The sequence below is a fragment of the Bradyrhizobium sp. Ghvi genome, assembly GCF_900115265.1.
In the GTDB taxonomy this organism is placed as follows: Bacteria; Pseudomonadota; Alphaproteobacteria; order Rhizobiales; family Xanthobacteraceae; genus Bradyrhizobium.
Map to the genome: position 1 here is coordinate 233,733 of NZ_FOVU01000005.1, position 20,318 is coordinate 254,050.

Annotated in this window: 20 protein-coding genes and 1 pseudogene; 6 read left to right on the forward strand and 15 right to left on the reverse strand. The window is 63.4% G+C overall.

Annotated features, from left to right (window positions below; translation table 11 throughout):
• The first annotated feature begins 194 nt into the window (after positions 1-194).
• Together BM374_RS20410 and BM374_RS20415 are read left to right on the forward strand one after the other, a co-directional pair.
• Positions 195-350 carry a hypothetical protein gene (locus BM374_RS20410; RefSeq protein WP_502689451.1) on the forward strand — a complete coding sequence of 52 codons (156 nt, stop codon included), beginning with the start codon at positions 195-197 and terminating at the stop codon, positions 348-350.
• Positions 350-562: a hypothetical protein gene (locus tag BM374_RS20415; RefSeq protein ID WP_092295511.1), complete on the forward strand. Its 213-nt coding sequence runs from the start codon at positions 350-352 to the stop codon at positions 560-562. Before BM374_RS20410 ends, BM374_RS20415 begins: the two co-directional genes overlap by 1 nt.
• A gap of 210 nt (positions 563-772) precedes the next feature.
• Here BM374_RS20415 and BM374_RS20420 read toward each other — a convergent pair whose 3' ends face one another.
• From BM374_RS20420 to BM374_RS20450, 7 genes are all read right to left on the reverse strand, one after another.
• Positions 773-1,453 (reverse strand): SDR family NAD(P)-dependent oxidoreductase, encoded by a 681-nt coding sequence (locus BM374_RS20420; RefSeq protein ID WP_092295514.1) that lies wholly within the window; start codon positions 1,451-1,453, stop codon positions 773-775.
• Between the two features lie 3 nt (positions 1,454-1,456).
• Entirely contained in the window at positions 1,457-2,662 is a 1,206-nt protein-coding gene (locus tag BM374_RS20425) for a sialidase family protein (protein ID WP_092295517.1), read from the reverse strand.
• Complete coding sequence (locus BM374_RS20430; RefSeq protein WP_092295520.1) at positions 2,659-4,086, reverse strand: sodium:solute symporter family protein; 1,428 nt, start codon at positions 4,084-4,086, stop codon at positions 2,659-2,661. The genes BM374_RS20425 and BM374_RS20430 overlap by 4 nt, the downstream gene beginning before the upstream one ends.
• 231 nt (positions 4,087-4,317) lie before the next feature.
• A complete protein-coding gene (locus BM374_RS20435) occupies positions 4,318-5,466 on the reverse strand; it encodes an amidohydrolase (RefSeq protein WP_177248426.1) in 1,149 nt (382 codons plus the stop codon).
• Between the two features lie 121 nt (positions 5,467-5,587).
• Positions 5,588-6,676 (reverse strand): mandelate racemase/muconate lactonizing enzyme family protein, encoded by a 1,089-nt coding sequence (locus BM374_RS20440; RefSeq protein WP_092295525.1) that lies wholly within the window; start codon positions 6,674-6,676, stop codon positions 5,588-5,590.
• 88 nt (positions 6,677-6,764) lie between these two features.
• Positions 6,765-7,973 carry a M20/M25/M40 family metallo-hydrolase gene (locus BM374_RS20445; RefSeq protein WP_092295528.1) on the reverse strand — a complete coding sequence of 403 codons (1,209 nt, stop codon included), beginning with the start codon at positions 7,971-7,973 and terminating at the stop codon, positions 6,765-6,767.
• An 87-nt stretch (positions 7,974-8,060) separates the two neighbouring features.
• The gene (locus tag BM374_RS20450; RefSeq protein WP_092295531.1) at positions 8,061-9,302 is read right to left on the reverse strand and encodes an MFS transporter; all 1,242 of its coding nucleotides are present in this window, start codon (positions 9,300-9,302) and stop codon (positions 8,061-8,063) included.
• A 277-nt stretch (positions 9,303-9,579) separates the two neighbouring features.
• Here BM374_RS20450 and BM374_RS20460 point away from each other — a divergent pair, with 277 nt between their 5' ends.
• Positions 9,580-11,010: a TAXI family TRAP transporter solute-binding subunit gene (locus BM374_RS20460; RefSeq protein WP_092295537.1), complete on the forward strand. Its 1,431-nt coding sequence runs from the start codon at positions 9,580-9,582 to the stop codon at positions 11,008-11,010.
• A 136-nt stretch (positions 11,011-11,146) separates the two neighbouring features.
• Here BM374_RS20460 and BM374_RS20465 read toward each other — a convergent pair whose 3' ends face one another.
• Positions 11,147-12,652, reverse strand: coding sequence for a CYTH and CHAD domain-containing protein (locus BM374_RS20465; RefSeq protein ID WP_092295540.1), 1,506 nt, complete (start codon positions 12,650-12,652; stop codon positions 11,147-11,149).
• Between the two features lie 336 nt (positions 12,653-12,988).
• Between BM374_RS20465 and BM374_RS20470 the strand changes: the two genes are divergently transcribed.
• Positions 12,989-13,582 carry a GNAT family N-acetyltransferase gene (locus BM374_RS20470; RefSeq protein ID WP_092295543.1) on the forward strand — a complete coding sequence of 198 codons (594 nt, stop codon included), beginning with the start codon at positions 12,989-12,991 and terminating at the stop codon, positions 13,580-13,582.
• On the opposite strand, the pseudogene BM374_RS39455 reads toward BM374_RS20470, so the two are convergent.
• Together BM374_RS39455 and BM374_RS20485 are read right to left on the reverse strand one after the other, a co-directional pair.
• Positions 13,564-13,668 (reverse strand): annotated as a pseudogene (locus tag BM374_RS39455) (HAD family hydrolase); the annotation flags it as partial. The gene BM374_RS20470 and the pseudogene BM374_RS39455 overlap by 19 nt on opposite strands.
• Before the next feature lie 806 nt (positions 13,669-14,474).
• Positions 14,475-14,774 carry a hypothetical protein gene (locus BM374_RS20485; protein ID WP_092295552.1) on the reverse strand — a complete coding sequence of 100 codons (300 nt, stop codon included), beginning with the start codon at positions 14,772-14,774 and terminating at the stop codon, positions 14,475-14,477.
• A 569-nt stretch (positions 14,775-15,343) separates the two neighbouring features.
• Here BM374_RS20485 and BM374_RS20490 point away from each other — a divergent pair.
• A complete protein-coding gene (locus BM374_RS20490) occupies positions 15,344-15,529 on the forward strand; it encodes a hypothetical protein (RefSeq protein ID WP_092295555.1) in 186 nt (61 codons plus the stop codon).
• Positions 15,530-15,582: 53 nt separating this feature from the next.
• Here the strand turns inward: BM374_RS20490 and BM374_RS20495 are convergent, their stop codons facing one another.
• Entirely contained in the window at positions 15,583-15,798 is a 216-nt protein-coding gene (locus BM374_RS20495; RefSeq protein WP_092295558.1) for a hypothetical protein, read from the reverse strand.
• A 1,353-nt stretch (positions 15,799-17,151) separates the two neighbouring features.
• Positions 17,152-17,820, reverse strand: a complete 669-nt coding sequence (locus BM374_RS20500; RefSeq protein ID WP_092295561.1) for an HAD family hydrolase — start codon at positions 17,818-17,820, stop codon at positions 17,152-17,154.
• Between the two features lie 354 nt (positions 17,821-18,174).
• Between BM374_RS20500 and BM374_RS20505 the strand changes: the two genes are divergently transcribed.
• Complete coding sequence (locus BM374_RS20505) at positions 18,175-18,912, forward strand: metallophosphoesterase family protein (RefSeq protein ID WP_092295564.1); 738 nt, start codon at positions 18,175-18,177, stop codon at positions 18,910-18,912.
• Between the two features lie 31 nt (positions 18,913-18,943).
• On the opposite strand, the gene BM374_RS20510 is transcribed toward BM374_RS20505, so the two are convergent.
• From BM374_RS20510 to BM374_RS20520, 3 genes are read right to left on the reverse strand one after another with little or no spacing between them, the layout of a single operon-like run.
• A complete protein-coding gene (locus tag BM374_RS20510) occupies positions 18,944-19,300 on the reverse strand; it encodes a response regulator (RefSeq protein ID WP_092295567.1) in 357 nt (118 codons plus the stop codon).
• An 8-nt stretch (positions 19,301-19,308) separates the two neighbouring features.
• Positions 19,309-19,671 (reverse strand): HGGxSTG domain-containing protein, encoded by a 363-nt coding sequence (locus BM374_RS39460; RefSeq protein ID WP_244552651.1) that lies wholly within the window; start codon positions 19,669-19,671, stop codon positions 19,309-19,311.
• Positions 19,668-20,264, reverse strand: a complete 597-nt coding sequence (locus BM374_RS20520; RefSeq protein WP_502689452.1) for a hypothetical protein — start codon at positions 20,262-20,264, stop codon at positions 19,668-19,670. The genes BM374_RS39460 and BM374_RS20520 overlap by 4 nt, the downstream gene beginning before the upstream one ends.
• Positions 20,265-20,318: the final 54 nt, after the last annotated feature.

The window sequence follows — 20,318 nt, forward strand, 5'->3', positions numbered from 1 at the left end:
ACCTATGAAAATGCCGGAACTCCCGTCGCGCCGGAAGCTACGAACGTTGCCGGCTCGCTTCATTCGTCCGGCAGAAAAAGGCCCCGGCACTAAATTCCCCGCCGGGCCAGCGGTTTCGACAGTCAGTTCGTAGGTATCTGATGACGGCCAAACGTAATCGAAGGAAACAGACGCAATCGCTCCAGGAGCGGCTGATGACATCAGCTGATTTCGCCAGGGAGCGCGCTCGCGGGATGCCGCCCGGCAAGGAGCGCGAAACTCTGCTGAGGCGCGCCAAGCAGAACGAGGTGGCCTCCAACCTGACCGATTTGCTGAGTGCGCCGGGCTACAGACGACACGGCGGGTCCTGATGCAATCCGTCAAGCACTACCGCGCCTTCCAGATCGATCCCGACGGCCATGTATTCGGCTGCATCAATCTCGTTTGCGGTGACGACGAGGACGCCAAGCGCCAGGCCGCCGCTCTCGTGCTGGTCCACCGCATCGAGCTATGGCGTCTGGACAAGCGGATCGCCCGGTTCGATCAGCCCGCAGAGCTAAGTCCGCCGCCAGCCCTCAGCTAAAGCACGGTGAGCTTCGGTTGAATCGATGCGAGCCAAGGGGACACCTCTCCCGCAGGGAGAGGTCGGATCGCATCGTAAGATGCGATCCGGGTGAGGGGTTACGACCTCACCGGATGCTGCGGCCCCTCACCCGGAATTTGCTCTCGCAAATTCCGACCTCTCCCCGCTGGGGAGAGGTTGGAGCAAGCTCACCTTCACAAAGGTCCAAGCTCAAAGCGAGCTGCCGCCGCAGATCACCAGTTGCTGTCCCGTGATGGCGGCGGCGTCCGGTGAGAGCAGGAAGGCCACCGCGGCGGCGACTTCCTCCGGCTGAATGAAGCGGCCGATCGGTGGCAGTTTTGGCGCGACAGCGGTGCGCGTCGGATCTTTCAGCATCGGCGTCTCGGTCGCGGCCGGTGCGACGACATTCACCGTGATACCGCGGGGCGCGAGCTCGCTCGCCCAGGACCGCGCCAGCGCGACCAGCGCCGCTTTGGTCGCGGCATATTGACCGCGCCCCGCGGCGCCCGATGCGGTGCGGCTGCCGATGAAGATGATGCGGCCGCCTTGCGCCAGGCGCGGCGCCAATGCGTCGGCGAGACGCGCGGCGACGTCGACATGCAGACGCCACATCGTGGCGCCGTCGTCATGGTCGAGCGATCCGAGCGGAGCGACTTTCAGCAGGCCGGCCGCATGGACCAGCGCAGTCGGGGCGAGATCGGCGACTGCGGTCGCAATCGCATCGACATTGGCCAGATCGAGCGGCAAATGCACGAACGCCGGGTGGTCGAAGGTCACAGGCCGGCGGCTGATGCCGGTGACGCGCCAGCCATCACGCAACAGCCGCTCGACGATCGCAGCGCCGATGCCCGAACTGGCGCCCGTGACGAGAGCGTGTGGCTGCTTGTCCATGCCTCAGCCTCGCGTCACCCACGGCTCGCTCACACGCACATATTTGATGGCGCGGCGGTGGAAGGTGAAGGCCATGTGGATCGCGCCGTCGGCGGTCTGCTTGACGGAGGGGTAGGACAGCTCGCGATTGGTCTGGTCGCGCGAATTGTTGGTCATGCAATAGCCGTCGCCGGTCTCGACGTCGCGCTTGGCCCATGTTCGTCCGCCGTTAGCCGAGATCGCCAGCGTCATCGGCGCTCGCGGCGCGCCCCAGAAGGCGGTTCGTCCGTCCGATTGTCCGTCGTCGCCGGCAAGCACGGGCGGAAGGTCGTCCTCGATCTCGTCATAGAGCGAAAGCCTGCGTCCGGTGGCATCCCTGGCGCTGGAATCGTTGAAGACCAGTGCGAGGTGGCCGTTGCCGAGCCGCGTCAGCTGGATCGAGGAGTTGTTGTTGGGTAGCGCGGTCGCCACGGGCGCCGACCACGTTCGGCCGTGATCGGTCGAGCGGCTCTGATAGATGTTGTCGGCCCAGCGGCTGCGATACACCGCAATCAGCGAGCCGTCGTCGAGGCGTTCGATGCACATGTGCACGCAGCCGCGGCTGCCGGGGACATCGACATCGCGCCAAGTGGCGCCCGCGTCGGACGAGATCTTGACCGCGCTGGTGTCCTCGTCGCCGTTCCATTTCTTGCCCGGCGTGCTGTGGCAATAGAACACCGGCAGCAGCCAGTCGCCATTGTCGAGCACGACGATCGGCTGACGGATGAAGGTGCCGCGGCCGCGCTGCTCGGGAAACAGCGTCTCGATCGGGCCCCAGCTCCTGCCGTCGTCGCGCGAGAGGCGGCGGCGGATCAGCGCCGTGTCCTGGTTGCCGGCGAGCTGTGCCGTCCACATCAGCCACAGCGTGCCGTCGGGGGCAGGGAACAGCACCGGGTTCTGCTCGGAGCGGGTGGAATCGTCGGACAGTTTTTCGGCCGCTGACCACTCAGTCGCACCGCGCGGAAGCCGCGAGAAATACACCGAGATATCGGACATGCCCTCCTGCGTGCCGCCGAACCAGACGCAGGCGAGATCCCCACCCGCGAGCGGCATCAGGTTGGCAGCGTGGTTCTGCACGCAAGGCGAGGGAATGAAGGCGTCGAACCTATCGGGATCGCCGGCTGCCGGGCGAACGGCGCCGTCGGCGGCGATCTCGATGTCGGTGGTCACGACCTCGGTACCGATGGTCATGTCGAAGTCCTTTCAACGAATGCATTGGGTTGCGCGGCCTGCGGCGCGGCGGGAGCAGGGCCCAGCACCAGGCGCTCGATCGCCATCACCACCAGCGGCGTCAGGGCGGCGACGTACATGTTGTCGATACCGAAGGGATTGCCGAGCAGGTACCAGACCGTGGTCGAGACGGCGGCGCCGATCAGGCCGGCGGTGGCGCCGCGGTTGCTGGCGAACAGCGGCAGATAGAAGCCGAGCATCGCCACCATCGTGATCGACAGGCGCAGCGCGCGGGTGAAGAACGACAGTTTCAGGATCTCCGGAATGAAGAACACGAAGACCAGCGGCACGATCGCGATCAGAACCGAGAACACGCGAGTCATCTTCAGCTCGCGCTCGGGCGTCGGCTTCCAATAGGGCACGTAGAAGTCGCGTACCACGAGCGAAGCGATCGCGAGCGCGACGGTGCAGACGCTGACGAAGATCGAGGCGACCAGCGAGGTCGTCACGAAGGCGGAGGCCAGCGGCGGCATCTTCTCCAGGAAAACCGGCAATGCGTAGAGGCTCTTCATATCGGGATAGAGGAACTTGGCGGCGACGCCGATCAAGGCGAGCAGGAAGCCGAGCGGGAGGCAGAACGCAGCGGCATAGAAGGTCGCCTTGCGGGCGTCATCGGCGCTCGGCGTCGAGGCGATGGCCTGGACGATGAACTGCGTCGAGAAGATGGCGCCGACGGTGCCGAAGGTCCAGGCGAAGATGGTCGCAAAGCCGATCTTGCCGTCCCAGCTGAAATAATAGGCCGGAAGCTTGGCCTGCATCGGCGCGATGCCGCCGGTCAGCGACATCGCGACCGCGAAGATGATGATGACGCCGACGACCTTGAAGGCGCTATGCAGGATCGTCACCCAGGCGACGCCCTTCAATCCGCCGAACACGTAATAGAAGGTCGAGACCACGGCGATGATGCACATCGCAACCGGCAGGCTGACATGCAGCGCGGTGGCGATGGCGGCGGCACCGCTGACATAGTTGCCGACATTCACCAGCAGCAGCGCATAGATCATGATCACCGACACGGTGAGCATGGTCGACTTGCCGTATCTCTGCGCGATCGCCGCCGAGATGGTGTATTCGCCGGAATTGTAGAGCTTCTTCACCATCAAGAGGCCGAACAGCAAAAAGCCGATCGAGGCGCCGAGCACGGCCCATCCGGCGGCCATGCCGGATTGAAACGCCTCCTGCGCCGTGCCGACGGTCGATTTGGCGCCGACGAATTCGCTCATCATGAGCACGCCGACCACGACGGCCGGCATCGCGCGGGAGGCGGTCATGAACTGATCGCTGGTGCGGCTGCGCAGCTTGTACGTGAGCCATGAGGTGAATGCGATATAGGCGACGATCATCGTGACGATGAGCGTGCTTTCGCCGTTGAGCAGGGCTTGCATCTCTGACGTTTCCTCTGGTGGCGCGGGGCGCGGTGTTGTGAGCCCGCTTTTTGCCCGACGGCATAATGTTCGGAATGCGAACAATTGTTGTTAATTACTATTAGACCTGCTCGGGCGCGATGCGTCAAGCGCACCTGCCGCGCGCCGGCATTGCTGCAGACCGTCCAGAGGGTTGCAGAGACGCATCGGGCCGGGCCGTCAGGCCCGGACCCCTCCGCGGTGTTGCGCCGGTCAGTTCGCCGACAGCGCCGTCTTGGCGACCTCGGCCATCCAGCCCGATGCGACCGGCAGGATGGCGTCGTTGAAATCGTAGCGCGGGCCGTGCAGCTCGGCGCCATCGCGCAGGGGCCCGTTGCCGATCCAGACGAACGCGCCGGGCCGATGCTGGAGATAGAAGGCGAAATCCTCGCCGGCCATGCTGGGTGCGAGATCGCGCCGCACGGGCGCGCGCAACCGGTCCGCGGCCATGCGCGCGAAGCCGGCTTCATCAGGCGAGTTGACGACGACGCCGACGCCCATGACGATGTCGGGGGTCACCTTGACGTCGAAGCTCGTGGCGATGCCGGCGCAGATCTCGCCGAGCCGCTTGAGGATGATGTCCTTCACCTCGTTGCGGTGATGCCGCAAGGTGCCGCGGATCACGACCTTGCCCGCGACTTGATTGGGCGCGGTGCCGCCCTCGATCGTGCAGAGCGAGAGCACGGCGGTATCGAGCGGATCGACGCTGCGCGACACGATTGCTTGCATCGCCACGATCAGATGACCGGCCGCCATCACGGGATCGCGCGTGAGGTGCGGCATGCCGGCATGCCCCGCATGGCCCTCGATGGTGATGGTGACGCGTCCGCCTGATGCCATCACCACGTCGTCATGGACCGCGATGGTACCGGCCTCCAGGCCCGGCCAGTTGTGGAAGCCGAACACCCGGTCCATCGGGAAGCGCTCGAACAGCCCGGCCGCGACCATCGCGCGCGAGCCGCCGAAACCTTCCTCGGCCGGCTGGAAGATGAAATCGACGGTGCCGCTCCAACTGGTGTCCGCGGCGAGCAGCGCGGCGGCACCGAGCAGCGCGGCGGTGTGCCCGTCATGCCCGCAGGCGTGCATCACGCCAGGCGTTTTCGAAGCGTAGCTGAGTCCGGTATCCTCGGTGATCGGCAGCGCGTCCATGTCGGCGCGCAGGCCGACGCGCGCTCGTGCCGATCCGCGCGTCAGCGTCGCGACTACGCCGTGACCGCCGATACCGGCTTCGAAGGGAATGCCGAGCTCGGTGAGCCGCTCCTGCACGAAGGCGGCGGTCGCCTTCTCCTGCAGCGACAGTTCGGGATGGGCATGCAGATGCTGCCGCCACGCGGTCAGTTTCTTGTGCAGCTCAGGGGTCAAGGCGCGACTCTCTCTGATGGTGATGGCTGCGGCTACCATAGCGGATTGTCCGCGGCGTGCATCCCGCCTCAGGGAATGCCTCGCGTGCAGCCGCATCGTCATGGCCGGGCTTGACGGAGCCCTAAGGCGAAAGCTTCGCCAGCCCCTTCCAGTCGAAGCTGATGCCGTGGCCCGGGCGGTCCGGCGCCAGCGCCTTGCCGTCTTCCAGCACCAGCGGATGCTCGATGTATGTGTCCAGCCCGAAGCCGTGCGCCTCCAGATAGGAGCGGTTCGGGCAGGCCGCGAGCAGGTGCACGGTGATGTCGTGGGCGCCGTGGCTGGTGACGGGCAGGTTGAAGGCTTCGGCCAGCCGGGCGATCTTCATGAAGGCGCTGACGCCGCCGCAATTGGTGACGTCAGGCTCGGGATAGGATACCGCACCCGATGCGATGTAGTTCTTGAACTCCCACAGCGAGCGCAAATTCTCGCCCGCCGCGATCGGCACACCGCCGGCTTGCATGATGCGGACGTGGCCGGCGACATCGTCGGGAATGATCGGCTCTTCCAGCCAGGTCAGATCGTAGGGCGCGAACGCGCGGGCGCCGCGGATGGCTTCCTCCACCGTCCATTTCATGTTGGCATCCGCCATCAGCGGAAAGCCGTCGCCGAGATGCTGTCGCATCGCCGCGACCCGTGCGACGTCGGATTTCAGATCGGGCCGGCCGACCTTCATCTTGATGGCGCGAAAACCTTTGGCGAGGTTGCCGTCGGTCTGCTTCACCAGCGCATCGACCGAGAGATCGAGGTCGATGCCGCCGGCATAGCACGGCACGTGCGCATCGAAGCCGCCGAGCAGCCGAAACAGCGGCAATTTGGCGCGCCGCGCCTTCAGGTCCCACAGCGCGATATCGAGCGCGGACAGCGCGAGCACCGAAGGGCCGCCGCGGCCGCCATAATGCAGGCCCCACCAGACATGGTGCCAGATCGCTTCGGTATCGTCGGCCTCGCGTCCCTCGACCAGCGGCGGAATCTCGCGCTTGAGGATGTCGGCGACGGCGCCGCCGTTGCGCCCGACCGTGTAGGTGTAGCCGACGCCTTCGGCGCCGTCGGCGTCGCGGATGCGGCAGGTGATCAACTCGAACGCCGACATGTCGCCATGGGTGGAGTCGGAGAGCGTGACGGGGAGGGGAATCCGGTACAGGGCGGATTCGATTGTTGCGATGTTTGGCATGGGACCTCCCTATGTTTTCTTTTTGGTGTTTCGTAGGGTGGGTTACGCCCTGCAGATGCACTTCGCGCATCTGCAGGGCTAACCCACTCTACGACCTCATCGTCGCGAGCTGTAGTGCAAGTGCACACGCCCGATCGTATTCGTCGAGATTGATCCACTCGTCGACCGTGTGCGCCTCGTTCTGGCCGGCACCGAACGTCACGGTCGGAATGCCGTGGCGGACCATCCAGTTGGCATCCAGGCCGCCATTGGCAGCGCGCACGTTCGGCGTGCCGCCGACGGCGGACACGGCCTCGATCGCGCGCTTCACGACGGGCAGGTTCTCCTTCATGCGGAACGGATAATAGTCGGTCTCGGCCTTGAACTTGACCTTGCCGGACTTGCCTTGCGCGTTCGTGACTTTCTTCGCCGCCTTCTCGAACGCGGCCTTGTAGGCTTTCGTGATCTCCTTGAAGAACTTTCCGTCATGGCTGCGACATTCGCCGCGCACATGCACGTAGTCGGTGACGACGTTGGTGGCATCGCCCGGGGGCCGGCCTTCGCCGCCGGTGACCGGGCCGACATTGCTGGTGCCCATCCGCGCGCTCGCGCCCTTGCCTTTCACCACCTTGCCGAACCAGCCGCCGGCCTTCACCTCGGCCAGCGCGAGCGCCATGATCATGGTCGCGGAGATGCCGCGTTCCGGCGCCACGCCGGCATGCGAGGCGCGGCCGAAAATCTCGACGGTCCAGCGGTCGGCGCCGACAGCGCCGATCACCACGTTGGAGGCCGAGCCGCCATCATAGTTGAAGGCCATCACGGGCGAGCCCAGCTCGTCCAGCTTGACGTGGCGCGCCCCATAGAGCCCGCTTTCCTCGCGCACGCAGAACAAGAGCGTGATCGGGGGATGATCGAGCTTCTGCTTTTCCAGCTCGGCCGCCAGCGTCACCAGCACGCCGCAGCCGCATCTGTTGTCGCCGCCGAGCGCGGTCTTGGCCTCGTTGACGATCTTGCGACCGGATTTCTTCGGCTTGGCGCCGGCGCAGAGCGGCACGGTGTCCATGTGGGTCATGAACATGATGCGCGGCTGGTTGTGCAGCGCGCCGCGGCCGGGCAGGTCGACGATGAGGTTGCCGGTTTCGGTCGGCACGGGGATGCGCGCGTTGGCATCGTCGAGCCGGATCGCCTTATCAGGCACGCCGACCTGCTTCAGCGCGGCAGCGAGCTCGCGCCCGATCGCCGCCTCCTGCCCGGTGACGCCCTCGACGGAGAGAAAGCGCATGAGACGGTCGGTGGCGGCCTTGGTGTCGACGGGCATGGGCATTCCTTTGATGCGCGGATTCGTAGGGTGGGTTACGCCCAACGAACTGCGCGTCGCGCAGTCGCAAGGCTAATCTAACCCACCCTACGAAGTCGACGAGGTGTAAGTCAAAAAGATCACCACCCCCGCAACCAGCGCCGCCGCCATGAACAGCAGCACGGCCGGCAATCCTGCGACCGCCGCGACCGCGCCGGTGAGCGACTGCATCAAGGCGGTGCCGAGGAAGAAGGCGAGGTTCACCGCCGCGAGCGCCTTGCCCGCGACTTGCGCGTCGACCAGCTGCCGGCACATGCCGAACAGCAGCGGCTGGGCCGAGGAGGCGAGCCCGATCAGCACGAACAGCGTCAGGTCATATTGCGGCGGCATGACCGGTACGCCGAACAGCCATGCGACCGCATAATGCGGCGCTCCCAACGCCATCAGCATCACCAGCAGCGCCGCCAGCGTGTGCGCGCCGGCCACGAGCTCCCTGCGGCGGCCGATCCTGCGATCGATCATGCCCATGCAAAGGGGGCCTGCGATCATCGCCAGCGTATAGGCGCCGAGCTGGTTGCCGGCCTCGACCCGCGTCAGTCCCTTGATCTGCATCAGCCACGGTCCGCCCCACAGCCCACGCAGCACCAGCGAGGTCGCGAGCGACACCAGCGCCAGCGCGATGAGCCCGCGCAAGGGGCGCGACAGCCCGAGCCTGAGCACCTCGATCATCTGCGATAGCGGCGAGGAGTCGTCCTTGTGCTCGGCCGGCTGGTTCGGCACCAGCGCGAACACCGCGAGCGCCACCACGACGCCGCCTGTTGCGGCGATCCAGAATCCGGCGCGCCAGCCGTACGTGTCGACCACGAAGGCTAGCGGGCTCGCGGACAGCAGCATGCCGATATTGCCGATCGACAGGATCGCGCCCGACCACAGACCGAAGCGCGCCGCCGACAATTGCTTGGCCGCCAGCGTCATCGGGCACATCAGCATGCCCGAGGTGGCAATTCCGAGCAGCAGCTGCCCGAAGGCAAAGCTCGAAGGCCCCGTCGCAAAGCCCGAGGCGATCGCGCCGATCACGGTGCCCGCGAGCAGGCTGAGCGACACCGGCCGCACGCCAAAGCGGTCCATCGCCGCGCCGACCGGGATTTGCGAGGCCGCAAAGGCGAAATGATAGACCGAGGTGAGGCTCGCCAGCGCCTGCGGGTCAATGCGGAAATCAGCTGCCATCAGGTCGAGGCTGAGCGCCGGGATGGTGCGCAGCAAGGTCGACAGCATGTGCCCGCAGGCGAGCGCGACCAGCGCGAAGATCAGCGTGCGGGTGCCATGTCCCGCCTCTTCACTGGCACTCATCAGCGTCCCATCCCCTGAGCTTTTTGCGTGCCGTACACGATCGGATGGCCCGTGCCAACCGCCGGAGGCAGGCGTTGGCGCAGGGCGGACCGGATCTGGGGACAGATCACGCCAGCAAAGGGTTTGGCAGCCGTTCCATGACGGCCGACCCCGGCGATCGAGCTCGGCCCGTTTCAGACGTCAGGCCGATGAACCGGCTCGACCGTCAAGACGTTGTCCTCGGGAAAACGTGGTATGATGGAGAGCAAGCGCTCCTGATCTGCGGTTGCCAGCGGTGATGTCTTTGTCCGAGAGTACAAGCCAGACGACCAGTGACTCGGCCCGCCGGCAGCGGAGAAGAAGCAATTCCTTGCTGTTGGCTCTCGCGGTCGGGTTTCTTGTTTTTGGCGCGGCGTCGGGTGCCCTCTATTACGCGTTGCGGCCGCACGTGCTCCGCATCGCCGTGGGACCGCCGGGCAGCGACGATGACAAGGTCATTCAGGCCATGGCTGATGCCTTCGCTGCCGAGAGCCGAACTGTCAGGCTGTCGCCGGTCAGGACCGAGGGGGCGGCGCAGTCCCTTGCCCTGCTTGGCGCCGGCAAGGCGGACCTGGCCGTCGGCCGCGGCGACCTGGACATGCCTGCCGAAGCGCAGCAAGTGGCGGTCGTGCGCAAGAACTTCGTTGTGCTGTGGGCGCCGTCCGGACTGGCAACCAAGCGCTCGAAGAAAAAGCCGACGCCGAAAATCAAGGAGGTTGCCGATCTCGCCGGCCATCATGTCGGCATCATCGGCAAGACTCCGGCGAATGCCGCGTTGCTGCGAGTGATCCTGGGCGCTGCCGGGGTGGACGCCGACAAGGTCGCGGTGACGCACTTCGGCACTGAGCATCTCGAGGAATTGGCGAGCGATCCCCATCTCGATGCCTTCATGGCGGTCGGGCCGCTCGACAGCAAGATCACATCGGACGCCATTGCTGCGACCGCGCGCCTGCGCGGCGAGCCGAAATTTCTCGCCGTCGAGACCTCGGAAGCGATCGCCTTGAAGCACCCCCGCTACGAATCCGAGGAGATTCCGCCCAGCGTCTTCAATGCCGAGCCAGCCTGGCCGGATGACAAGGTCGAGACGGTCAGTGTCAGCCATCTCATCGTGGCGAGAAAGGCCCTGTCCGAAACGACGGTCGCCGCTTTCTTTCGCGAGCTCTTTGCCGTTCGCCAGGCGATCGCCAGGCAGGTCCCCGGCGCTGCTCACATCACCAAGCCGGACCTCGAGAAGGACACGGAGCTGCCGGTCCATCGCGGAGCGGCAGCCGTGATCGACGGCAACGAACGCACCTTTCTCGACCGCTACGGCGATTACTTCTGGTTCGGGCTGCTGCTTCTGTCCGGCATCGGCTCGGCCGCCGCCTGGCTGCGCCGCTATCTGAACCGCGACGAAAGAGAGGAAAACACCAGCCATCGCAGGAGAATCCTCGCCATGGTGTCCAGCGCGCGGACCGCGGAGTCCAACCAGCAGCTTGTGACCCTGCAGCGCGAGGCCGACGAGATCATCCGCGAAACACTTGCGTGCTACGATGACGGCGCGATCGAGGATGAGGAGCTTGCGGCATTCGGGCTGGTGCTCGAGCTGCTGAGCAACGCCATCGCCGAGAGGCGGACCACGTTGCAAAGCGCCAATGTCGAGACCGTGCGAGGGCCAGTGACAATGGCGCGAGGATCAGGCGGCGCGTAAACCCTTCGTGAGGTCTCGGCCGGATCGACAAAGTCCGATAATTGCCTTCGCGGCCCTCGGCATCGCTGATGATGCGCAAGACGGAGCCGAACTGATTTCGCCAGGTGCCAATCCATGCCATGTCGGTTCTCCCTGGTCATTTGCGCGGCGCGACGCTGAGCCGGTGCAGCCGCTGCAGTTCCTTTTCGGCGTCCCTCATCAGGCCATGAGCCGCTTCGCGCTCATGGCCGACGATGAACCCCGACGCAAAAGCCTGGGCACGTCGGTTCGTCGGCGGCGCGGTCAACGCCGCCTCGGTCGCCAGCTCGCAATGCGCCATGAAGTCGTTGAGCGATCCCAGTGCGGATTGAATCTGCTTCAGTCGGCGGGAGAGGCTTGCGAGCTGCTTCTGGTCGCGATCGGCGTAGAGGCTCTCGAAGAAGTCAACGGCATAGCGGATCTTCTTGACCTTGATCCGCAGCTTGTGGCGCTGTCTCGGGTCGAGGTCGTCGAGGTGTTTCCCCTGCTTTTGCGCCTTCTTGATCCGTCGGTCGAGCACCTCGGCGGCGTAGGCGGCGATCGTGCGCCCGCCATCGGAGCGGGATCGCCCGGTTTCGATCCACTCGATCACGTCGATCAGCAATCGGCGGTAGCGGGGCGATGCAATCGCGTCGCGCGCGCGGGCGAAGGCCGTCGTTCGCTGCCTGGAAAACCTCTTCTGGATCGCGCGGACGCCTCGTCTCGGCAGGCCCTGGCCGGCCACGGGCGCGATGCTCTCGTTGAGAAACACGTCGATCTCGCGCGCCGGCGCCAGCTCGCTCGTGAGCCATTTCAGCTCGCTCTTGATCCGCGCGGTGCTCGCGCGCGGCAGCATCTCCTTGAAGAGGGAGATCGCGGCCCGCAGCCGCCGCAAGCCGACACGCATCTGATGGACGCCTTCGGAGTCCATCGCGCGCACCGGATCGGCATTCGCCGTAATCTGCCGCAGCGTCGAATGCGCGATGACGGAAAACGCCTCGCGCGCAGACAGCGCCGGTTTCAGCGCGATCGGTTCGGCATGCTGCGCGCCGCCGCCGCCTCCCGCGATCAGCTTGAAGCCCCGCTCGGATTTCGAACGCAGGTCGAGCTCGGCCCCCGTGGTGCGTTCGAGACGCCGCGCCAGGTGGAACAGATCTGCGATGCGCCCGGACTTCAACTCCAGCTCGAGCTCGGAAACGGGTCGCGAGCGGCGTCCGGCACTGATCCGGCCGCGATCGAGCGCGAGTTCGATCTCGCTATTCCCGACCCGTTTCGCCTGTGCGGTGCGATGAATGTCGGTCTGGAACACCGGCTTGAGCTTGCGGGCAAGCTTTTTGGAGGCGAAGTCATCGAGCGGGGAATTCTTCGCCTTGGCGAGATCGGGCTTCGCGCCGGCAATTTCGCTTTCCCATTCGCCGCGCGTCACGCCACCGGAGCCGCCCGCCTTCACGGTCTGCACAAAGCGGCCGTCCATCTTGCGTACCCGCAGCGTCGCGCCGTGGCGCCTGAGCTTGTGCTTGTTCGTATCGAAGTAGGTCGATAGGAGCGTCTGCTCGGACCGGTCGCGGCGCCGCCCGTGATTGCTCAAGACCGACGATATCCGCCGCGGCGCGATCCGGAATTTCAGTTCCGTCTCTGCGTTCATGGCAAGCTCTTCCGTTGCCCAACCAAAGTGGCGCAGGCGCGGGAAGTTCCCCGCTTGCGAGCATTTTGGTTCGAGCAACGCGTGCGAGCTGCACGTCATCGAACGTCAGGGAACTCGCTGCGCGCGTGGTGATCGGAGCAGCGACACCGCACGATTGAATCAATGGGGCGTTCTTGTTGAAGCCAACGAGGCCATTGTCGAGATGAACAAAGGCAGGCGGCTCGCATGTGGAAAGAAGCGGAAGTGACGGCGCCACGAGATCAGTGATACTGTCGCCACAATCTGTGTGATTCAGGATTAGGAGCGTCCCGTTATATTTCAGTCAAAGCAAGCCCAATGCAGCTCTTGACGCCGCGGCTCATCCTTAGGCCATGGACGGATTCAGACAGGCTGCCTTTTGCAAAAATGTCTGAAGATCCTGACTTGATGGAATTCCTCCGTCCGCTGGCGACGCGGGCGGCAGCGGACGCTTGGATCGACTTCCAGAAGAGCCACCAGTCGTCTCACGGCTTTTGTATGTGGGCCGTCGAGTCGAGCGCATCTGGCATATTCATGGGAGCGGTCGGACTCTTGCGGATTGGCTTTGCCGCACGATTCACGCCTGCGGTCGAAGTCGGGTGGCGGCTGGCCCGGCCGTTCTGGGGGCAGGGATTTGCCATCGAAGCTGCGCGAGCATCGTTCGGCTTTGGTTTTGAGCAGCTTCATCTCGCGGAGATTGTTGCGCATGCAAGCATTCGAAATACGCGGTCCAGACGCCTGATGGCGAAGCTTGAGATGTCTCACGACCCTGCAGAGAACTTCGATCATCCCCGCATCCCGGAAGGTGATCCATTGCGGCCACAAGTTCTCTACCGGCTCACACGAGATGCATGGGTGTCGCCGATGAAGACGGCCTGCTCAGCTCTCGCACCTGTCGCGTCAAGCGCCTGAAGCAGCATCCCAGGATGCGGCTTGGAGGGCGCCATGGCAGCGGCCTGGACGGTCCTGAAGTATTGTCGCCAACCCAGCGCTTCCAAGGCCGGAACGACGGCAGGTAAGCGCTTGTTTCCACGGCGCTATCTACATTAAATATAGCTATTAAATCTAGATAAATAAATTAAATAGAATATACTAGATTTAATTGATAGAATGGAACCCGATGGCGTTCGAGTGGGTAGCACGCTCGGGGCGCCGCAGGAGCCGGGGGCCGGCTCAAAGCAAGTGGAGGAGCCCTTCATCATGGACCGGCGGCAATTGAATGGCATGTCCATTGATCGGTTGTGGGCCCTTCACACAAACCTCGATGAAGTCCTCACCGTGAGGCTAATTGCACTTAAAAGTGAACTTGAATTGCGCCTCGGAAAGCTTCGTCAGGACTATGATTGTGCGACCGTTCTGCACGAACGCGTTCGGGTGCTCGTTTGCCAGCTTGCTGAGCTCCAGAACCTCCAAGAGAGGGTGCAGAAAGCCCAGGAGAGGACCGTCTGCACCCACACGTATAAGGAAGCCGTCCGGATCGGGAGGCCGAGCTGCCGGCGCTGATCTCTTTTGGCGTGCGTTGGTACAAGCCTTGAATTCGCTGCGTCGGAGCGGTCTCACCACAGTAGCATCGCCCAATGGTCGGCGCCTGAAAAGAGATCGGTGGCGCGCAGGAAGCCTTGCGCTCCGTGGAATCGAAAAGTTGATCACTTGCGGCGCCACGCTTCCTCGACGCCATGCCACGCTTTCGACGCCACACGCCAACGCATGCCGACGGCCGGCCGCACCCGCCTTCATTAACTTTTGGCTGAAGCAACATATGTTGAGGTCGGAACAACGCCGCGGGATTTTAATCTCGATTGCATCATTTTCCCGATTGGTCCAATGGCGGGCCATGATCCAAGTTTTCTTCGAAGCTTGGTTTGGGGGCTTCCACGACATGCGAGAACATCATCGTCAAGCGGTTGATGCCGCTGTGCTGCTGCGTGAGCACCTGGAACAGCTCACGTCTCAACTGTGCGAACTGGAAAGTCTTCGCGTCCGCGTGCTTGAGGCGGAGCGGAGTGCTTCGGTCATCGCCGCAACCGCTCCGCCGGCTCCGCGACTTGCGAAGTGTTAAAGCGAGGACGAGATCCCAAGCCACTCGCACGATCTGCGCAGTCATCGCGCGAAATGGCTTTGCGTTGCCTTGGCATGGCTGGACCTTGCTCGTACTGAGACCTTTCAGCACAAGGTCGAACCTCAGGCTGCGCGCTGGCAGCCCCCGCAAGCTTCATCGAGACCGCACCTACGTAGCGGGTACTTGTGACCGAGACGCAGGTCTCAGACGTGGAAGCAGTGGGGTCGCGTTCTCCAACGAACTCGGCTAGCCTTCCTGATTGATCCTCGCCTTCTTGGAAGTGCAGGGCCTAGTCTTCTTTGCTCGGCCTTCCGCACGCGGGATCGAAGGTCTTCCAGTTCTGATAGCTCAGAAGCGAGTGCATCAAGATCCTGGCGGAGGATAGCGGCCCAATCACGCTTACTCATGGAATGCCCCAGCCGACATTAAAAAGCGCGGGAAAAATATGCAACGCAGTACAACCTCTGCGCTGACGCTCGTCAAGTATGCAATCGAGAGGAAGTGCAAGTCGCAGGGTCAGTTACATTTCGTGATTGAACCTTTTTAACATAATTTAATTCATTTAATTTGGACTATATTAAACTACCCCAAGTTGAAGGTCAGGGAGAAATGTGATGCCCTCCGAAGACGAAGACCGGCGTGAGTTTCTCAAGACTTGCGGAAAATTCGCAGCAGTCACGCCGCCAGCCATGACCATGCTGCTGTCCACCTCCCTCACGTCAAACGCAATTGCGCACTCCGGAGGTGCGGGCGTCCGGCACGAGCACCACGACCACGACCACGACCACGACCGGGACTAGGGCCGGTAATCTTTCCAAAGGAACGATGAGGCCGCCTTGCAGGGCGGCCTCAATCAATTGGGGCCGAGTTCTCTCGCGGCCGTCTTTGCGATCTCGTCCGGGTCATGAGTGCCCGCGGCGTCGATCTCGATCACCTTCCGCGCGACGATCTCGCAGATCGGATCGTTGCGATCGACCAGATGTAGTGATTTCAGCGCGGCAACGAACGCCTGACGGAGTCGTTTAGCGTCTGCCGAGCTGGCATTTCCCAAGAGCCCATTGATCGGCATTGCTTCTAGCCCCGTTACGCCACCCTCTTTTAGGGAGGCTTGCCCACAGGAATGCTAGCAAGCATTTCAGGTCACTTACAGATTCAAATTGCAGAGTTCAGCCAGGAGCAACGGCTGCTGCGGCGGAAAACATGGAAGAGAGGGAACGCTTTGCGGATTGCCGAGTTTTCCCGATGCCCTTCCCCAAGGGCGACCCCGATAGGCCCCAGCTCGCCCCCTGCCTACGGAGCTGGGGCCATTTCTTCGCACCAGTTTCTGCGTGTAGGGCGAGCTTAGTTCTTCGTTAGCGGCTTTTTTGGCCCCTCAGCGGCCGCGTCAATATCAGCCGCGGGTAATTCGCTCGTGCGGTCCTTCAAGTCGGCCGCCCGCTGGATCAGTCCCGACGCAACCCGCGGGTCCTTTGTGGTTTTTGCCATTCGCAGCAACGTTGCTGCCGCCTCTCGGGCGAAAGAGGTATAACGCGGCACGTCTTTTTATCCCATCGAAGTCCCCATGGGATGAGTCACAAACCCGGATTGCGTTCCGGGCTTTGTACAAAAATGTACACAGGCGACAAAAAGGCCTCAGCTCCGCGGCTGACGCCGAGCTGAGGCCGTGGTCGGCATCACGTTGTCGAGGCGTGAGCCGGGACTGTCAACCTAGCTCCGGCCTTTTGGTTCCCGCTGTTTGCAAGCAAGCGTTCGTTCTTGAGAATGCCTTCGCGCGCAGGACAGAGCGGCTGGCTGATGCCGGTTCGGAGTCATCGTCGCCAATGGCTTTGCAAAATGAAAGAGGCCGCCAACTGAAGCGGCCCTAGTATAGCTCCCAATTCCTTCGGCGCTCCTTTGTGAAGCGCCGGGTATTAATCTTCTAGTCGGGCACCGCTAATCGCAGCGGCGGATCCTGCGGACCGAACCGTCGTCGCGCTCGATCGTGACGGTGCGGCATCCGCCGCGATATCCGCGATCATATCCGTAAGCGCGATAAGCAGGTCGATCGTACTCTCGGTAGTAGCGTCGCTCCGGGCCCACTCTCACGCCGCCGAGTGGCGTATCAACCTCAACCTGAGCTGACGCGGGTGCAATGGAGATCGGCGTAGCGATAGCGAAGCCAGCGACCGCCAGTACACCTGCCAATAACAGAGTTCTCATACGAGTTCCTCCTAAGTCATTGCAATTGCACTCCAACATCCGAGGCAGGGGCAAGGTTCCTGCACGAACTTCATCCGAAAAACGGCGAACGGCCAGAATGTCTGTTGAGGGTCAAAATGCGAAGAACTCAGGTTGAGCAGATCTGGTCTCCGTCAGAGGCAGCGCAACTTCGCACAACGGCGGAAGGCGCCGATCATCACTGCTCGGCGTGCGAACAAGTTCCTTAGTGGACACAAAGCAGGCTCCTGAGTTCTTCGACCGAGCGCGCAATGCGGTGTGCACCAGCTGCGAATAAGCGATCGGCCGAATGGTATCCCCAGGTCACCCCAATGCCTTCAAGCTTCGCCGCCCGCGCCATCTCCATGTCGAAGGAGGTGTCGCCGATGAAGACGGCCTGCTCAGCTCTCGCACCTGTCGCGTCAAGCGCCTGAAGCAGCATCCCAGGATGCGGCTTGGAGGGCGCCATGTCTGCGGCCTGGACGGTCCTGAAGTATTGTCGCCAACCCAGCGCTTCCAAGGCCGGAATGACGGCAGCAGAGGTGTGACCAGTTGCGATGCCGAGCGTGACGGGAGGCGCATTGTTCAAATCGCGAAGCAGTGTCGCGATCCCATCGAATGGCCTTTCCGCAAAGTCCGGCTCGGACCTGAGCTGACGTAAGATGCGTCCATAGGCTCTGACCATGTCTTGGACCGGAGCTCGTGGTCCAGCAAGTTGCGCAAGAACGCGTTCGAGAGACATACCGATCAGCGCGAGGCTGTCCTGAGGCGACGGGACCGGCAGGCCGAATTCCGTGAAAGCCAAGCGATGGCATTGCAATATGAGTGCCCGGCTATCGACGAGCGTTCCATCAAAATCGAATATAACCAACTTCAAAGGAAACGCTTTCGGCACCGAAAGAAATGCAAGTCAAGCTCGAAGTAACAATAAGCAGGCAATTGCGCAAGCACGACCCATCCAGTCCCCAATGTACGGACACCGGGACGTGGTTCGTTGATCCACGCGAGCGCGGCAAGGCAGGCGCCCCGATGCATGCGGCACTGTGCCGCGCCGCGCCGTGCCGCGATCAACGGCGAAGCCGTCAAAACCGTAGCTTGCTCGCGTCATCAAGGCAGTGCTACGTTTCCACCCGGCGCCGATTTGACACTCAGCTTGCGGGCGCTTCTCAAAATGCAGCTAAAGCGAATGGCCAGTTCTGCATCGTCCCGCAACAGGAGCATCGTCGGTCGTCCCGCAGGGGAGGACAAGATGAAATTTGCTGCGATCGCCGACGTCCATGGCAATTGCCCGGCGCTCGAAGCCGTACTCGGCGATATCGCCGAGCTCGGCATCAGGGAGATCGTCAACCTCGGTGATCACGTCAGCGGCCCGCTCGAGGCTGTCAGGACGGCGGACCTGCTGATGGAGCGGGGCTTTCCATCGGTGCAGGGCGACCAGGATCGCATTCTCGTCGAGCTCTGGCGGGGAGGGAAATCGACAAGGAGCGATTTTTCGCAGCTGGAGCGCAGGCACTTCGAATGGATGGCGGGCATGCCGCCGACGCTCGCCTATCGCGAGAACGTGTTTCTTTGCCATGCGTCCCCGAAGGACGACGCGGCCTTCTGGCTCGATCACGTCACTGCCGACGGCAGCGTCCGCGCAAGTCCGATCGATACGATCGAGACCGGCGCCGGAGGTATCGACGCAGAACTCATTCTGTGCGGCCACACGCATATCCCGCGCGTAGTCCGCCTGAGGGATGGGCGAATGGTCGTCAATCCCGGCAGCGTCGGGCTGCCAGGTTACGATGGACGGACGCCTGTTCCCTATGTGGTCGAGGTCGGCACGCCCCACGCCTGCTACGCCATTCTGGAGCGGACCCGCGCCGGCTGGTCCGCGACGCTCCGCTACGTGCCCTACGACAGCACGGCCATGGCTGCACTTGCGCGCGACAAGGGCATGCCGAGCTGGGCCAGCGCGATTGCCAGCGGCTGGGTTGAACGATGAGCTCGCGAGGACGCGCGGCAGCAAACTGCCGCTATTGCGCAGTCTCTGCGAGCAGCGCCGTCGGAAAGACCGGCTTGGTGATGAACCTTGCCCCCGGCGGCAGAGGCCCAGGCAGCGGACGACCCGAGATCACGACGATCCGCATGCCGGCGTTCTGCTGTTGGGCAAAGTGAGCGAGATCGACGCCGTTCATCTTCCCGACCAAGCTGATGTCGGTGACGATCAGGGATGGATGTCGTGCCTTCACCGCTAGAGCGGCCGTCTCGGCGTCCTCGCACTGGAGCACGTCGAAATTGTTATCCTCGAGCAGCATCGTCAGCATCTCGCGCTGGATATCGTCATCCTCGACGACGATCGCGATCGGCCGGATCGGCTTTGATTGGCCCATGTTGCACCTCACTTCCCAGCTTTTGTTAAGTGCGGACGAGGGGAATCCGTTCCCGCCGCGCTGTGTGGGGTTCCGCTCACGTCGGGGTTGCCGTTTGACAGAGATCCCGCGGGAAGCTTGCGCAGAAAAGTTTCCGCTTCGATCAGCACCGTCCGTACAAATTTCCGCTCCTCGATCGCTTCGCTGGTGAAATAGCCGTGCTTGACGGCATTGCCGTTTCCAAACGGCGCTCCCGATCCCCATGCTCCGCCATGCATGCGGCAGCGCAGCTTGCCGCGCAGCGCCGGTGCGCGGCAGGTTTCACCGTTGCGTGTCCGCGCGCCACAGCGCGGGCTTGCCTGCATCGGATCGGTGTTGCGGCTGTGGCTCACGCCGTGACCGCATCCGCGAGGCCCGGCTGCGCCGCGATCACGTTCGCGTGCTGCGTGAAATGGCCCACGACGGCCTTACCGCCGTCCTGCACCGACAGATTCTGAACCGTGATCGCACAGGCACCACTGCTGCGATGACGGTTCAGCGCCTCCATCTGGGCCGCATAGGTGCGCGCCAGCCGGGTCAGGGTGCGCGTGAGGCTTTCCTGCTGCGGCACGTCGTCGGTGCAGGCGAGGCGGCAGGCGCAGCGCATCGAGGCGATGTGAATGCTCACCATCTGCGTCGCCAGCATGGCCTCGAGCGAGTCCTTCGGCGTCATGCTCTTCAGCATCGAGACCATGAAGGACAGATTGCCCTGGTCGGGCTTGCGCGCAACCGCGCTGGCTTTGACCAGCTGGCTGAGCAAGCCATGCAGCGCGTCGCGGTCGACGGCACCGAGTGCATCGGCGAGCAGCTTTTCCCCGGCACGCGTATCGGGATGCTCGATCACGAGGCGGCTGCGGCGGAGCTTGACTTTCGGGGTTGCGATGATCGCGGCGGGAGTGCCTGCAGCGACGGGCATCATCTCGGTATGTGTCGGGGAAGTCATCATGCGATGGATCCTTTGCCGCCGCAAAGCGCGAAGGCTCGCCGCGCGGCGAGCCGA

Coding starts and splice junctions, on each gene's coding strand:
- BM374_RS20490 (WP_092295555.1), top strand. CDS start 15,344: ATGCCCTCCGAAGACGAAGACCGGCGTGAGTTTCTCAAGACTTGCGGA.
- BM374_RS20410 (WP_502689451.1), top strand. CDS start 195: ATGACATCAGCTGATTTCGCCAGGGAGCGCGCTCGCGGGATGCCGCCC.
- BM374_RS20485 (WP_092295552.1), bottom strand. CDS start 14,774: ATGACTGCGCAGATCGTGCGAGTGGCTTGGGATCTCGTCCTCGCTTTA.
- BM374_RS20420 (WP_092295514.1), bottom strand. CDS start 1,453: ATGGACAAGCAGCCACACGCTCTCGTCACGGGCGCCAGTTCGGGCATC.
- BM374_RS20505 (WP_092295564.1), top strand. CDS start 18,175: ATGAAATTTGCTGCGATCGCCGACGTCCATGGCAATTGCCCGGCGCTC.
- BM374_RS20445 (WP_092295528.1), bottom strand. CDS start 7,973: ATGCCCGTCGACACCAAGGCCGCCACCGACCGTCTCATGCGCTTTCTC.
- BM374_RS20425 (WP_092295517.1), bottom strand. CDS start 2,662: ATGACCATCGGTACCGAGGTCGTGACCACCGACATCGAGATCGCCGCC.
- BM374_RS20520 (WP_502689452.1), bottom strand. CDS start 20,264: ATGATGACTTCCCCGACACATACCGAGATGATGCCCGTCGCTGCAGGC.
- BM374_RS20470 (WP_092295543.1), top strand. CDS start 12,989: ATGCAGCTCTTGACGCCGCGGCTCATCCTTAGGCCATGGACGGATTCA.
- BM374_RS20465 (WP_092295540.1), bottom strand. CDS start 12,652: ATGAACGCAGAGACGGAACTGAAATTCCGGATCGCGCCGCGGCGGATA.
- BM374_RS20495 (WP_092295558.1), bottom strand. CDS start 15,798: ATGCCGATCAATGGGCTCTTGGGAAATGCCAGCTCGGCAGACGCTAAA.
- BM374_RS20430 (WP_092295520.1), bottom strand. CDS start 4,086: ATGCAAGCCCTGCTCAACGGCGAAAGCACGCTCATCGTCACGATGATC.
- BM374_RS20460 (WP_092295537.1), top strand. CDS start 9,580: ATGTCTTTGTCCGAGAGTACAAGCCAGACGACCAGTGACTCGGCCCGC.
- BM374_RS20450 (WP_092295531.1), bottom strand. CDS start 9,302: ATGAGTGCCAGTGAAGAGGCGGGACATGGCACCCGCACGCTGATCTTC.
- BM374_RS20440 (WP_092295525.1), bottom strand. CDS start 6,676: ATGCCAAACATCGCAACAATCGAATCCGCCCTGTACCGGATTCCCCTC.
- BM374_RS20415 (WP_092295511.1), top strand. CDS start 350: ATGCAATCCGTCAAGCACTACCGCGCCTTCCAGATCGATCCCGACGGC.
- BM374_RS20510 (WP_092295567.1), bottom strand. CDS start 19,300: ATGGGCCAATCAAAGCCGATCCGGCCGATCGCGATCGTCGTCGAGGAT.